Raw genomic sequence first — 13,755 nt, 5'->3', positions numbered from 1 at the left:
TTCAGAACCAGCTTTGCCATCGATGACCCGATATTGCCCTATCGTCACTACCGGGCTTGACCCGGTAGTCCATGCCGCAACCAAGATGGATTGCCCGGTCAAGCCGGGCAATGACGGTCGACGGATAGTTCATCGAAATATCCCCCATCACTGTCCCACTCCCGCTTCTCCGGCATAGCGTAGCGCTTCTTCGGCGGCGCTGAAAAGGGCGCGGGCCTTGTTCTCGCATTCCATCTGCTCGAGTTCGGGCTGGCTGTCGGCAACGATGCCGGCGCCGGACTGCACATAGAGCTTGCCGTCCTTGACGATGCCGGTGCGCAGGATGATGCAAGTGTCCATGGTGCCATCGGCGCCGAAATAGCCCACGCAGCCGCCATAGATGCCGCGTCGCGACTTTTCCAGCTCGTCGATGATCTCCATGGCCCGCACCTTTGGCGCGCCCGATACGGTGCCCGCAGGGAAGCCCGCCGAAAGCGCATCGACGAAGTCATATTGCGGGTCCAGCACGCCCACCACATTAGAGACGATGTGCATGACGTGGGAATAATATTCGAGGAAGAACTTGTCGGTGACCTTCACCGTCCCGGTCTTGGCCACGCGACCCACATCGTTGCGGCCGAGGTCAAGCAGCATCAGGTGCTCTGCCAGTTCCTTGGGATCGCTCAGCAGCTCCGCCGCCAGTTCCTGGTCCCGCGTCGGGGTCGAGCCGCGCTTGCGGGTGCCGGCGATGGGGCGGATGGTTACCTCGCCATTCTGCACCCGCACCAGGATTTCCGGGCTCGAACCGGCAATGGAAAAGGTGCCGAAATCGAGGAAATACATATAGGGGCTGGGATTGGTGCGGCGCAGCGCCCGGTAGAGTGCCGTCGGGGGCAGGGTGAAATCGGTGGAGAACCGCTGGCTCAGCACCACCTGGAAGATATCGCCGGCGGTGATGTAGTCCTTGGCCTTGGCGACCATGGCGAAATATTCGTCGCGCGAGGTGTTGCTTGATACTGCGATGGACTCGAGTTCGGGCAGAGCTGGTGTCGCGGGCAGTGCGCGGGACAGCCGCGCAATGGCGTCGTCGATGCGGCTTTCGGCCGAGGCCAGCGCCTGCTGGGCGGAAATGCCATTGCGCACATAGACCGGCGCCGTCAGGTAAAGCTCGTCCTTGAGCGTGTCGAAGATCGCCAGCAGCGAGGGGCGCATCAGCACCGCCTCGGGCGTGCCTAGGGCATCCGGCTCCTCGGTCGGCAGATGCTCCATGTAGCGGACCATCTCATAGCCGAGATAACCATAGATGCCGGCCGATTGCGGCGGCAGGCCGGGCGGCACCTCGATCTGGCTTTCCGCCACGAGACTGCGCAGCGCGTCCAGCGGCTTCTCGGCCATGGGCTCGAAGGCTTCGGGATCGACCTGCGCCTGGCGATTGATCTGCGCCTGGCCGTCCACGACCTTCATCAGCAGGTCCGGCAAGAGGCCGATGATCGAATAGCGGCCGCGCGTCGTGCCGTCCTGCACCGATTCCAGGAGATAGGAATGGGTGCGGCCGGCAGCCAGCTTCAGATAGGTCCCCACCGGAGTTTCGAGGTCGGCCACGATGCGACGCCAGACGATCTGCGACTTTCCGGCTTGGTATTGCTCGGTAAATCGCTTGGAAAAGTCGTCGCCCATTGGTCAGGTTCCGGTTGGTGGGGTGGCCAGCTTTTACTGGCCGTAATTGAGGGTGAGAAGCTGGGTCAGGGCCTGCTGGTTGATGCGCAGGCCTGCATCGTCGCGCAATGCACCGACGAATTCGGTATAGAGCCCGGCGCGGGCCTCGTTTTCGACATTGGTGATCGCCTGCGGTGCCAGCGGTTCGGTCGGCGCGGTGTTCTCGGCCACGTCGAACACCACATATTCGCCGGTGCTCGACACTGCCGAGCCCTTGTGATCAGGCCCGCCGGCAAACACGGCCTGTGCGATCACATTGTCGATGCTGCCATCATCGGCGCCAAAGCGCGAGAACGGGGTGCTGATCTGCGGGAAGAGATTGAGCGAGACGGCGACATCGGCCATGGCCTCGCCGGCCTCCAGCCGTGCCACCAGCTCCTTGGAGAGAGCGAGCAGGGCGTTATTGGTGCGCTCCTCGGTGATCAGCGTGGTCAGCTGGTCGCGCACTTCGTCCAGGGTCTGGTCACGGGCGGGTTTCACCTCGGCGAGGTCGAACCAGAGATGAGCATTGCCGGTCAGGCTGACGGCCGGGATCAATTGGCCATCCTGCGCCTTGAAGATCGCCTGGCTGACACGCGAGCGGTCTTCCGGTGCGAGATTGGGCAGCACGGAGAGTTCGGTGCCGGCGGCGGTGACCTCGGCTTCATAGAGCTGCAGGCCGAAACGCTCGGCAATCTCGGTCAGCGGCCGGAAGGCGGCGCGCAGTTCCTCGATCTGGTCGAGCACATCGTTGATTTCATTGCGGGCCTGGGCTGTGGCCAGCGAATTGCGGATCTGGTCGCGGGCATCGTCCAGCGTCGGTTCGCCGGCAGGGACGATCTCGGACACATGGATGGCGCGGCGGCCCCCAATGCCATCGATAAGTGTAAAGGCACCCTGCTGCAGGCCAAACGCGGCGCCAGCCAGCGCGGCATCGGTAACTTCGCTTTGGGCCAGCGTGCCGATCGGGGTGGGGGTGACGCCGGTTTCGGCGACCACGGTGGCGAAATCCTTGCCTTCAGCGGCTGCGGCCTCGAACTGGGCAACCTGGTCGGTGGTCAGCGCCACCTGCTCGATGGTGCGGCGTTCCGGCGTGGTCAGCGTGGCCTTGACGCGCTCATATTCGGCTGCGATCGCTGCATCGTCGATGGTCTTGGTGGCGGCGAGCGAGGCGATGGACAGGTCCAGCATCTGCACGCGACGGCTTTCCACGGTGCGGAATTCGCTCTGGTGCTGGGTGAGATAGGCAGCCAGCTCGTCCTCGGTCGGTGCGGCCGGGGTCTCGATATTGGTGTCGGTCAGGGTGATATAGTCGATGGTGCGCTTGGTCGCCGCATAGTTGTTGACCAGGTCGAGGCCGACCTTGGGCAGGGCGTTTTCGGCGAACAGGGACTTGGTGATCTGCTCGCGCTTGGCCTCGTCACCGCGCGCCTTGAAATACTCGGCCTCGGTCCAGCCGCTCATCTGCAGCACCTGGGTGAAGGTGCTCGGGTCGAAATTGCCCAGCGTGCCCTGGAAGGACGGGTCCTGGCGCAGCATCTGGCCGAGCTTGGCCTCGGAAACGCCGACGCCGAACTGATCGGCCAGATTGGTAAGTGCCGCGCCCTCGGACAGTCCGAGAATGACGGCGGTGGGAATGCCGAAGCTCTCCGCCTGCGCCGCGGTCGGCACCGAGCCAAGCTGCTGGGCGACGCGGTTGATCTGGCTCTGATAGGCCCGCAGGAATTCGCGGGAGGTGATTTCCTCATTGCCCACGCGCGCCACAGTGTTGCTGCCGAAATCGGCGATCACATTGTTGATGCCGAAGCCGGCAACGCCCACGAGCAGGAATGCCCCGAGGATCTTGCCGGGCCAGGATTTTGAGAAATCACGCAAACCAACGAGCATATTGAGCGTTCCACTTGAAGGTCCCGGGCTTTACCGCAAGGGTTCGGCAGGACTAGTAAGACAATTCCGACAGCCGGGGTTAGGGCAAAGCCCTCTCTGGCGCAAGAGGCAGGAGTAGCAAGATTGACGACCATCTCACCGCTAATCGCCGGAAACTGGAAGATGAATGGGCTGACCCATTCGCTCGAAGAGCTGAGTGAACTCGCCAGATTGCTGACCACCGGGGAGGCGCCGCGCGCCCTCGTCGTGGTCTGCCCACCCGCAACACTGCTCGCCGCGGTCGCCGCGCAGGGCGCCTCCAGCGGCATTCTGGCCGGCGGCCAGGATTGCCACACCGACGCGTCCGGCGCTCATACCGGCGACATCTCCGCCCCCATGCTCGCCGATGCCGGCGCGCAATTCGTCATTGTCGGCCATTCCGAACGCCGCGCCGATCACGGCGAATCCGATGTGGATGTCCGCACCAAGGCGGAGGCCGCTATCGGGGCCGGTCTCAAGCCGATCATCTGCGTAGGCGAAAGCGAGGCGCAGCGCGATGCCGGCGAGGCAGAATCGGTCGTCGTGCAGCAACTTGCCAATTCCATTCCCGACGCTGCCGCTCAGCATGAAGTGATCGTCGCCTATGAGCCGATCTGGGCCATCGGTACCGGCCGCACCCCCAGCCTCGACGACATCCGCCAGATGCATGCTGTCATCCGCGACAGTCTCGTGCAGCGCTTTGGCGGGGCAGGGGAAACCATCCGCATTCTCTATGGCGGGTCGCTCAAGCCGGTGAATGCCCGCGAAATCCTGGCGGTCGATCACGTCAATGGCGGGCTCGTCGGCGGCGCCAGCCTCTTGGCAAAAGACTTTTACACCATTATCTCCGCCGTATGATCCGGCGATGATCGGTCGGTTGCAGCGAAAAACGCTGTGGCCGACTGGTATTTGCCATTCGAGCGGTGTATGACCCCGCATCTCCTGATGCACATGCGGCGAAAGTGATACTTTCACTTTGGCTGTCAAGTCGCGACAAAATAAACATGAAGCCATTTTCCGCTCCTGCGGCTTGATGGTTTCAGCCTGACACGAAGACGAAGTTTCATGGCCAACGTTCTGCTTGTAGCCTATCTGTTGATCGTGCTGGCGCTGATCGTCGTCATCCTGATGCAGCGTTCCGAAGGTGGTGCGCTTGGCATTGGTGGCGGTGGTGGCGGCGGCCTGACCACGGCGCGTGGTTCGGCCAATCTGATGACCCGGACCACGGCAATCCTGGCGACGCTTTTCTTCGCCTCCGCCATCGGACTGACCATTCTCAGCGAATTGGATCGCGGCACTTCCAGCATTCTGGATCAGGCCGTCGGCACCCAGGATGGCGCGGCGCCGTCCAGCGTTCTAGATGCGCTGAACGCCATGCAGCCGAGCAATTCGGATCTGCCGCTGCCGGCTGACGCGACGCCGAGCGCTCCTGCTGCCGGCGCGAGCGACCTGCCGGTGCCTGCGGCGCCGGACCAGACGACGACCCCGGTAACGGGCAACTGATCCGCCGCAAGGCGTAACCGGAAAAGGGGATGGCGACATCCCCTTCTTCTTTTTGTGTAGAGCGCACTCCCCGCTCTGCGAATCGTTCATGATGTGCTTATGGTGATCGCCCATGGCTCGGTACGTTTTTATCACCGGAGGCGTGGTCTCCTCCCTTGGCAAAGGTCTTGCTTCAGCGGCGCTTGGCGCTGTCCTGCAGGCACGCGGCTATAAGGTCCGCCTGCGCAAGCTCGACCCCTATCTCAATGTCGACCCCGGCACGATGTCGCCGACCCAGCACGGTGAGGTTTTCGTCACCGATGACGGGGCGGAAACCGATCTCGACCTGGGTCACTATGAGCGCTTCACCGGCCGCGCGGCCAATAAGCGCGACAATATCACCTCGGGGCGCATCTATTCGGATCTGCTCTCCAAGGAGCGCCGCGGCGAATTCCTGGGCGCGACGGTGCAGGTCATTCCGCACGTCACCGACTCGATCAAAAATTTCGTGCTCGAGGGCAATGAGGACTATGATTTCGTCCTCGTCGAAATCGGCGGCACCGTCGGCGACATCGAGGGCCTGCCCTTCTTCGAGGCGATCCGCCAGCTTGGTAACGATCTGCCGCGCAATCACGCCTGCTACCTGCATCTGACCCTGATGCCCTATATTCCCTCGGCGGGCGAGCTCAAGACCAAGCCGACACAGCACTCGGTCAAGGAACTGCGCTCCATCGGCATCGCGCCGGACGTGCTGCTGGTGCGCTGCGACCGTCCGATCCCGGAAGGCGAGAAGAAGAAGCTCAGCCTGTTCTGTAACGTGCGCGAAACCGCCGTCATCCAGGGCCTCGACGTTGGCTCGATCTATGACGTGCCGATGGCCTACCACAAGGAAGGCCTTGACCGCGAAATCCTCGCTGCCCTCGGCATTACCGATGCGCCAGAGCCGGACATGTCGGCCTGGGAAGAGGTGTCCAAGCGCTACCACAATCCCGAAGGCGAAGTGAACATCGCCATCGTCGGCAAATATACCGGCCTCAAGGACGCCTATAAGTCGCTCAGCGAAGCCCTGACCCATGGCGGCATTGCCAACAAGGTCAAGGTCAACCTGCAGTGGATCGACTCGGAAGTCTTCGAGCGTGACGATCCCGCGCCCTATCTCGAACATGTCCATGGCATCCTGGTGCCCGGCGGCTTCGGCGAGCGCGGCTCCGCCGGCAAGATCGAGGCGGCGCGCTTTGCCCGCACCAAGGACGTGCCCTATTTCGGTATCTGCTTCGGCATGCAGATGGCCTGTATCGAGGCGGCCCGCAACACGGCCGGCATCAAGAATGCATCCTCCACCGAATTCGGCGCCACCAAGGAGCCGGTTGTCGGCATGATGACCGAATGGGTCAAGGGCAATGAGAAGGAAAGTCGCGCCAAGGACGGCGATATGGGCGGCACGCTGCGCCTCGGCGCCTATCCGGCCCAGCTGACCCGCGGTTCGCGCGTTGCCGACATTTATGGCTCGACCCGCATCTCCGAGCGCCATCGTCACCGCTACGAGGTGAACATGGACTACCGCAAGCTGCTGGAAAAGAACGGGCTCTTGTTCTCCGGCGTCTCGCCCGACGGCACGCTGCCCGAAATCGTCGAGCGCACCGACCATCCGTGGTTCATCGGCGTGCAGTTCCACCCGGAGCTCAAGTCCAAGCCGTTCGAGCCGCATCCGCTCTTCACCAGCTTCATCTCCGCCGCCGTCGACCAGAGCCGTCTGGTCTGACGCCTCACGCTTGCTCCGGCGCGCCACCAGCGCGCTGGCTCGCTTATGTGGCTCAAAGCTAGCAACCCGCACCGCCCTCGGGCTCGACCCGAGGGCCAATTGCGGAGCCACCGGCATCAAGCGGCGCAAGGCGTAGGCTGCCCCCAAAACAAAACGTCACATCGCGTGTTGAAAACCGCCTTCGCCCTCCCATGCTGGCGGCCCATTTGCTAGACCTGTCTGCATGTCCCGATTCGGGACGGTCTCGAGGCGCACTGGAGCAAGCGACCCATGGCATCGACGCCGCTCGGCGAGGACAACTATCCCGAACCGATTCTGTCAGCCGGTCGGGGCGCTGCGGGCCTTTGGCGCGTGCTGCTGCTCGGCGTGCTGCTGATTGCCGCCGCCGTGGTCTTCGTGGTGTTCGGTCATGCCATTCCCGCCGAGCTGGTAATGACCTTTGTCGGCCTCCTGGCCGTCTCCGGCGTGTTCTTCCTTTTCGGCCTGGCGGCGGGCCTCTTCCGCTTCGCCGGCGGTGAAGAGCGTCGCACCATCAGCAATGCCATGGTCGATAGCCTGCCCTTTGGCGTTGTCATTGCTGATCGCGAAGGCAAGATTGCCTATGTGAACCAGAATTACGGCAATCTGCCTGGGGCGCTGACCAATGGCGTGCCCGTGGGGGTGCCGCGTCTCTTCGCGGGTTATTCCGACGCCAGCGAGGCGATCTATCGCCTGTCGCGCGCCGCCAAGGATGGCCGCAGCGCCATCGAAGATATCCGCGTCATTGGTGGGCTGGGCGGGGCACAGGCCGACGCCAACCGGGCCTTCTTCTACCGTGTCGCCGTGCGGCCGTTGCCCGAGACCGATGAAGGCCGGCGCGCCCTCGTCGCCTGGTCGGTCGAAGACATCACCCGCGACCAGGAAAGCAACGAAACGGCCTTCCGCGATCTGCAGCGGGCCATCGACTATCTCGATCACTCCCCGTCCGGCTTCTTTTCTGCCGATGCGCAGGGGCAGATTCAATATCTCAACTCCACGCTCGCCGATTGGCTGGGCTATGACCTAGCCGAGTTCAATGTTGGCCAGCTGCGTCTCTCTGATATCGTGCGCGGCGACGGTGCTTCTCTGCTGATGCGGGGCAGGGGTGATGGCGAAATCCGCACCGAGATCATCGATATCGACCTGGTGCGTCGCAACGGCACCGCCTTGCCGGTGCGCCTGCTGCATCGCGCTGCCCGCCTCGCCGATGGCGAACTGGGTGAGACGCGCACCCAGGTGCTCGATATGTCGAGCGCTCCCGACACCGAGGAAGAGCTGCGCGCCGCCGAAGTGCGCTTCTCACGCTTCTTCAACGACACGCCCTTCGCCATCGCCACGCTCGACGCCGAAGGCCGCATCGTGCGCACCAATGCGCCGTTCGGGCGGATTTTCCGCTGGTCGGGCGAGGCCAAGACGCTCGAATTGCAGCCGCTGCAGGACCTGATCGGCGAAGGCAGCCGCGACAAGCTGGTGCGGGCTTTGGCCGATGCCACTGCCCAGCGCAGCGAAGTCGAACCGGTCGATGCCGTTCTCAGCGTCGAGGGCGACCACGCCGTCCGCCTTTATATCTCGGCCTCCGAGGTCAGCGCCGGCTCGCCCGAGCAGGTCAATGTCTATGCCCTCGACATGACCGATCAGCGCAAGCTCGAAGCCCAGTTCGCCCAGAGCCAGAAGATGCAGGCCGTAGGTCAGCTCGCCGGTGGCGTCGCCCACGATTTCAACAATCTGCTCACTGCAATTATCGGCTTCTCCGACCTGCTGCTGCTCAAGCACAAGCCGGGCGATCCCTCGTTCAGCGAGCTGATGCAGATCAAGCAGAACGCCAATCGCGCCGCCGGCCTCACCCGCCAGCTGCTGGCCTTCTCCCGCCGCCAGACCCTGCGCCCGCAGGTGCTGGAACTGCCGCTGATCGTCGACGACCTTACCGTGCTGCTCAAGCGCATGATCGGCGAGAAGAACCAGCTCAGCGTCGAGCATGGCCGCAATATCTGGCCGGTTCGCGCCGATGTGGTGCAGCTCGAACAGGTGATCATCAATCTCGTGGTCAATGCGCGTGACGCCATGCCCAGTGGCGGCGCGATCACCATCCGCACCGCCAATATCAGCGAAGACGAAAGCGCCAATCTCAAATTCGAGGGCATGGTTCCGGCAGACTACGTGCTGATCGACGTGCAGGATACCGGCACCGGCATGAGCCCCGAAGTTCTGGCCAAGATTTTCGAGCCCTTTTTCACCACCAAGGAATTGGGCAAGGGCACCGGTCTCGGCCTCTCGACGGTCTATGGCATCGTCAAGCAGACTGAGGGCTTCATCTATCCGGTCTCGACCGTCGGGGTGGGCACCACCTTCAAGATCTTCCTGCCGCGCTATGTGCCCACGGCCGAGGAATCGTCGGCCAAGGCCGCCGCGGCAGCTGCTCCCGCTCGCGACCTCACCGGCCATGAGCGCATTCTGCTGGTCGAGGACGAGGAAAGCGTGCGCGCCTTCTCCGCCCGCGCCCTGCGCGCCACCGGCTATGAGGTGCTCGAAGCCGAAGGCGGCGAAGAGGCCATCGAGGTACTCGAGGATCACGACTACCAGGTCGATCTGATCATTTCCGACGTGGTGATGCCGGAGATGGATGGGCCGACCATGCTCAAATCCATCCGCCACAAGATGCCCGATCTCAAGATCATCTTCGTGTCCGGCTATGCCGAGGAGAGCGTGCGCCGCGATATCGAGGATGATCAGAGCGTCGACTTCCTGCCAAAACCCTATTCGCTCGACCAGATCAATTCCAAAGTCAAGGAAGTTCTGAGCCGCGTCGGCAAGGCCAATTGAGGTGGCAGCGCCCGTCATCCCCGGTCCCGATGAGTTCAACGTGCTGGGCGAGGCGCTGCAGCCCTGCTCGGACGATCCGCTGACCGGCTTTTTCCGCACCGGCTATTGCGCCGCGGGTCCCGAGGAGGCGGCGGTGCATCTGGTGTGCATCGAGGCGAGCGCCGCGTTCCTGGCCTATTCGGCCAGCGTCGGCAACGATCTCTCGACCCCGCGCCCGGAATTCGGTTTTGCCGGCATCGTACCGGGCAATCGCTGGTGCCTCGTCGCCGCCCGCTGGGCCCAGGCCCACGCCGCCGGCAAGGCCCCGCGCCTCTATCTGCGCGCCACCAACCGCAAAGTGCTTGACTTCATCCCGCTCGACCTTCTCAAGGCTTACGCGCTGGATTTGAATTAGCGATTCAACGCGCGATGGCGCTGCCTGCGGCAAACGATCCCACGCTCGATCCGTCACCCTCGGGCGAAGACCCGAGGGCGCTTGACTTAGGCTGCACCAGAAAGCACAGGCCCTTCGGCTGGAGTCTGCGGCACTTTCAGTGCCTCAGCCTCTCCCACCCGGAACGGGCGTGCCCTCGGCGAGCAATCCCTTTTCCGCAAGCGCCGACCACAGTGCGTCCGGGATATCCACGTTCCACCAGTCCAGAATGCCATCCAGCTCTTCGGGCGAGCGCGGGCCGGGCAGCACGTTGCATACGGCCGGATGGGTCAACGGGAAGCGCAGCGCTGCGGCGGGCAAGGGCACGCCGAAATCCCGGCAAACGGCCTCGATGGCCCGCACTTTCTGCACAACCGTCTCGGGCGCCTTGGCGTAATTGAACTTGTCGCCGCCCACCAGGATGCCGGAATTGAACGGCCCGCCGACAACCACCGAAGCCCCGCGCTTGACGCAGGTGGTAAGGAACGGATCGAGCGAGGTCTGCTCCAGCAGGGTGTAACGCCCCGCGAGCAGGAACACGTCCCAATCGCCCAGCGCGAAGGCGTCCATCAGCACTTGCCACTCATTGACCCCAAGCCCGATGGCCCGGACCGTGCCGCTGGCTTTCAGTTCCTGCAGCGCCCGATAGCCGCCGCTTGCGAGCTGGTGCCAATAGGGCTTGTTGCCCTCGACGCCATGGGTGGCGGTCCCGATGTCGTGGACATAGAGAATATCCACCCGGTCGAGCCCAAGACGCTGCAGGCTGTCCTCATGCGAGCGCATGATGCCGTCATAGCTATAGTCATAGACCTGGTCGAACGGCAGCGGATCGACCCAAAGACCCTTGTCCTGCCGCGCCGGATCGACCGGCTTCAACAGTCGCCCGACCTTGGTAGAGATCACAGGCCGATTGGCCGCCCGACGCAGCACGTCGCCGGTCAGATGTTCGGAACGCCCCAGGCCATATTGCGGCGCTGTATCGACATAGGTGAGACCCTTGTCGAGCGCGTGCTGCAGCGTGGCGCGGCCCTGTGCGTCCGGGACCGCGGTAAAAATACCGGCCAGCGATGCGGCCCCCAGCCCCAGTGTCGTGACCTCGAGCGCGGTCTGGCCGATGCGGCGCTTTTCAAGGGGGCTCGTGGTCATGATCGGTCTCCGGAGGGGTGCTGACTAACTGACATGTTAGTTGCCTTGAGTAAAGCGCGAGCCGACTTTCCGGCCACCCTTCAGCCCTCGCGCACACAAAAAAATCGCCGGACCAGGTCCGGCGATTTCGATCATGGTCGTGGTGCCTGGCTCAGTAGAGCCCGGTCACCACCACCTTCTCTTCCGCCTCGATGCGCACCGGATTGCGCAGCGGCAGGCCGAATTGGCTTTCGGTGATTTCGAACGTGTCGTTGGGCTGGGTGGAAATTCCATCGGCAAAGCTCAGCGTCGCCGTGCCGAACATATGCACATGCACATCGCCCGGCTGGCGGAACAGCTCATATTTGAAGTGGTGATATTCGAGATTGGCGATGGTGTGGCTCATATTGTCCTCGCCCGAGAGGAACGGCTTTTCCCACAAAACCGCGCCATCGCGCAGGATGCGCGAGGTGCCCTCGATATGGGCCGGCAGGTCGCCGACGCGCAGTTCCGGCCCGAACGAGCAGGCGCGCAGCTTGGAATGGGCCAGATACAGATAGTTGATCCGCTCGGTGACGTGGTCGGAAAATTCGTTGGCCAGGGCAAAGCCCAGCCGGCGCGGCTGGCCATGCTGGTCGATGATATAGATGCCGGCGATCTCCGGCTCTTCGCCGGCGTCGAGCGCGAAAGACGGGGAGGGGATGGCCTCGCCGGGCTTGGCGACGATATGGCCATTGCCCTTGTAGAACCATTCCGGCTGCACGCCGGTTTCGCCCGCGGCCGGCTTGCCGTTTTCCAGCCCCATGCGGAACATCTTCATGCTGTCGGTCAGCTCGTCGGCGGGCTTAGTGCCATTGGCCTTGTGCATGGCGTCGCGCGTCGCGGCGGAACCGAGATGGGTGAGGCCGGTGCCGGTCACATGCAGATGGGTGGCGTCGGGGTGGTCGATCGGCGACAGCAGCCTTCCCTCGGCCAGCAAGGCAGCCTTGTCGATCACGGCGCCGAGACCCTTGGCGTCGACCACGGCAGCAAGGCCGCTGCCGGCATTGAGCGCGGCCTGTGCCAGTTCATAGACGCTGGCAACGCCGGTGACGGTCTGGGTCTGGCCATTGCGGGTGACGCCGACGGCGCGGTTTCCCTTGTCGTCGACAAATTGGATCAGATGCATGGGGGCGGTCCTTGGCTTGCTGGGCCATTGTTCACGGCGTGTGGCCGCATAAAACGCATCCCATGCCCGCCTGTCCAGATAAAAATCATACTTTTGCGCCGCCACTGCCGCCCCCGACAGAATCGGGCTATCCCTGCACCTCCTGGCGAGCCTGCCGGTTTTCTCTGTGTTCTCATTTTGTGCCTTGACTTGGCTGAAACAAAATGAGAACAAACAAAGCACGAATTGAGCTTTGGTCCTCTCGTTGCGTGACCTTCGAGAGCGTGAAATAAGGAGACAGCATCATGGCAGCTTCGCCGCTTCGCGTCGTTGAGGGTGGATCGATGGACAAGGACAAGGCTCTTGCGGCCGCGCTGAGCCAGATCGAGCGGAATTTCGGCAAGGGCTCGATCATGCGCCTGGGCGAAAACTCCGCTATTGAGGTGGAGTCGATTTCGACAGGCTCGCTGGGTCTCGATATCGCGCTCGGCATTGGCGGCCTGCCCAAGGGGCGTATCGTCGAGATTTTTGGGCCTGAATCGTCGGGCAAGACCACGCTGGCGCTGCATGTCATCGCCGAAGCGCAGCGCAAGGGCGGCATCTGCGCCTTTGTCGATGCCGAGCATGCGCTTGATCCGGTCTATGCCCGCAAGCTGGGCGTCAATGTCGATGATCTGCTGATCTCCCAGCCCGATGCCGGTGAGCAGGCGCTCGAAATCACCGATACGCTGGTGCGGTCCGGCGCCATCGACGTTCTGGTGGTCGACTCCGTGGCGGCTCTGACGCCCCGCGCCGAACTCGAAGGCGAAATGGGCGATGCGCTGCCCGGTCTTCAGGCCCGCCTGATGAGCCAGGCCATGCGCAAGCTGACCTCCTCGATCTCCAAGTCGAAGTGCCTCGTCATCTTCATCAACCAGATCCGCATGAAGATCGGCGTCATGTATGGCTCGCCCGAAACCACCACCGGTGGTAACGCGCTCAAGTTCTACGCCTCCGTGCGTCTCGACATCCGTCGCATTGGTGCGCTCAAGGATCGCGAAGAGATCGTGGGCAACCAGACCCGCGTGAAAGTGGTCAAGAACAAGCTGGCTCCGCCCTTCCGCCAGGTCGAATTCGACATCATGTATGGCGAAGGCATTTCCAAGACCGGCGAATTGCTCGATCTCGGCGTCAAGTCCGGTATCGTCGACAAGTCCGGTGCCTGGTTCTCCTGGGACAGCCAGCGCCTGGGGCAGGGCCGTGAAAATGCCCGCCAGTTCCTCAAGGACAATCCCGAGATTGCCAACACCATTGAGCAGGGTGTGCGCGAAAGCTCCGGCCTCTTGGGCGAAGTGCTTCTCGTCGCCGGCGGCGAAGACGATCCGGCCAGCGACGACTGATCACCTCCCGATCCCATGCATTGGCCCCCGC

The 13,755-nt window shown here is 63.1% G+C and carries 10 protein-coding genes; 6 read left to right on the top strand and 4 right to left on the bottom strand.

Annotation, left to right across the window (positions count from 1 at the left end; genetic code table 11):
• Positions 1-147: 147 nt before the first annotated feature.
• Both trpE and BGO80_RS02600 read right to left on the bottom strand, forming a co-directional pair.
• Complete coding sequence (gene trpE, locus BGO80_RS02605) at positions 148-1,656, bottom strand: anthranilate synthase component I (RefSeq protein ID WP_286718868.1); 1,509 nt, start codon at positions 1,654-1,656, stop codon at positions 148-150.
• Between the two features lie 33 nt (positions 1,657-1,689).
• Positions 1,690-3,561, bottom strand: coding sequence for a peptidylprolyl isomerase (locus tag BGO80_RS02600; protein WP_286718866.1), 1,872 nt, complete (start codon positions 3,559-3,561; stop codon positions 1,690-1,692).
• A gap of 123 nt (positions 3,562-3,684) precedes the next feature.
• Here BGO80_RS02600 and tpiA point away from each other — a divergent pair, with 123 nt between their 5' ends.
• The 5 genes from tpiA (at position 3,685) to BGO80_RS02575 (ending at position 10,055) form a co-directional block, all read left to right on the top strand.
• Positions 3,685-4,437 (top strand): triose-phosphate isomerase, encoded by a 753-nt coding sequence (gene tpiA, locus BGO80_RS02595; RefSeq protein WP_286718865.1) that lies wholly within the window; start codon positions 3,685-3,687, stop codon positions 4,435-4,437.
• A gap of 207 nt (positions 4,438-4,644) precedes the next feature.
• Entirely contained in the window at positions 4,645-5,082 is a 438-nt protein-coding gene (gene secG / locus BGO80_RS02590) for a preprotein translocase subunit SecG (RefSeq protein ID WP_164550479.1), read from the top strand.
• Positions 5,083-5,194: 112 nt separating this feature from the next.
• On the top strand, positions 5,195-6,823 hold the full coding sequence (gene pyrG, locus BGO80_RS02585) for a CTP synthase (RefSeq protein ID WP_126152004.1): 1,629 nt from the start codon (positions 5,195-5,197) through the stop codon (positions 6,821-6,823).
• A 270-nt stretch (positions 6,824-7,093) separates the two neighbouring features.
• Positions 7,094-9,661 carry a cell cycle histidine kinase CckA gene (gene cckA, locus BGO80_RS02580; protein WP_126152005.1) on the top strand — a complete coding sequence of 856 codons (2,568 nt, stop codon included), beginning with the start codon at positions 7,094-7,096 and terminating at the stop codon, positions 9,659-9,661.
• A 1-nt stretch (position 9,662) separates the two neighbouring features.
• Positions 9,663-10,055 carry a DUF2237 family protein gene (locus BGO80_RS02575; protein ID WP_286718861.1) on the top strand — a complete coding sequence of 131 codons (393 nt, stop codon included), beginning with the start codon at positions 9,663-9,665 and terminating at the stop codon, positions 10,053-10,055.
• Between the two features lie 144 nt (positions 10,056-10,199).
• Here the strand turns inward: BGO80_RS02575 and BGO80_RS02570 are convergent, their stop codons facing one another.
• Both BGO80_RS02570 and araD1 read right to left on the bottom strand, forming a co-directional pair.
• Positions 10,200-11,219, bottom strand: a complete 1,020-nt coding sequence (locus tag BGO80_RS02570) for an aldo/keto reductase (RefSeq protein ID WP_286718859.1) — start codon at positions 11,217-11,219, stop codon at positions 10,200-10,202.
• A 151-nt stretch (positions 11,220-11,370) separates the two neighbouring features.
• Positions 11,371-12,366 carry an AraD1 family protein gene (gene araD1, locus BGO80_RS02565; RefSeq protein ID WP_286718857.1) on the bottom strand — a complete coding sequence of 332 codons (996 nt, stop codon included), beginning with the start codon at positions 12,364-12,366 and terminating at the stop codon, positions 11,371-11,373.
• Positions 12,367-12,650: 284 nt separating this feature from the next.
• Here araD1 and recA point away from each other — a divergent pair, with 284 nt between their 5' ends.
• Positions 12,651-13,724, top strand: coding sequence for a recombinase RecA (recA, locus tag BGO80_RS02560; RefSeq protein WP_126152008.1), 1,074 nt, complete (start codon positions 12,651-12,653; stop codon positions 13,722-13,724).
• The last annotated feature ends 31 nt before the right edge of the window (positions 13,725-13,755 follow it).

Source organism: Devosia sp. 63-57, assembly GCF_001899045.1.
In the GTDB taxonomy this organism is placed as follows: domain Bacteria; phylum Pseudomonadota; class Alphaproteobacteria; order Rhizobiales; family Devosiaceae; genus Devosia; species Devosia equisanguinis.
Note: the sequence above shows the minus strand (reverse complement) of the source record. Positions and strands in the feature narration are given on the sequence as shown.

Coding starts and splice junctions, on each gene's coding strand:
- trpE (WP_286718868.1), bottom strand. CDS start 1,656: ATGGGCGACGACTTTTCCAAGCGATTTACCGAGCAATACCAAGCCGGA.
- BGO80_RS02600 (WP_286718866.1), bottom strand. CDS start 3,561: ATGCTCGTTGGTTTGCGTGATTTCTCAAAATCCTGGCCCGGCAAGATC.
- secG (WP_164550479.1), top strand. CDS start 4,645: ATGGCCAACGTTCTGCTTGTAGCCTATCTGTTGATCGTGCTGGCGCTG.
- pyrG (WP_126152004.1), top strand. CDS start 5,195: ATGGCTCGGTACGTTTTTATCACCGGAGGCGTGGTCTCCTCCCTTGGC.
- cckA (WP_126152005.1), top strand. CDS start 7,094: ATGGCATCGACGCCGCTCGGCGAGGACAACTATCCCGAACCGATTCTG.
- BGO80_RS02570 (WP_286718859.1), bottom strand. CDS start 11,219: ATGACCACGAGCCCCCTTGAAAAGCGCCGCATCGGCCAGACCGCGCTC.
- araD1 (WP_286718857.1), bottom strand. CDS start 12,366: ATGCATCTGATCCAATTTGTCGACGACAAGGGAAACCGCGCCGTCGGC.
- recA (WP_126152008.1), top strand. CDS start 12,651: ATGGCAGCTTCGCCGCTTCGCGTCGTTGAGGGTGGATCGATGGACAAG.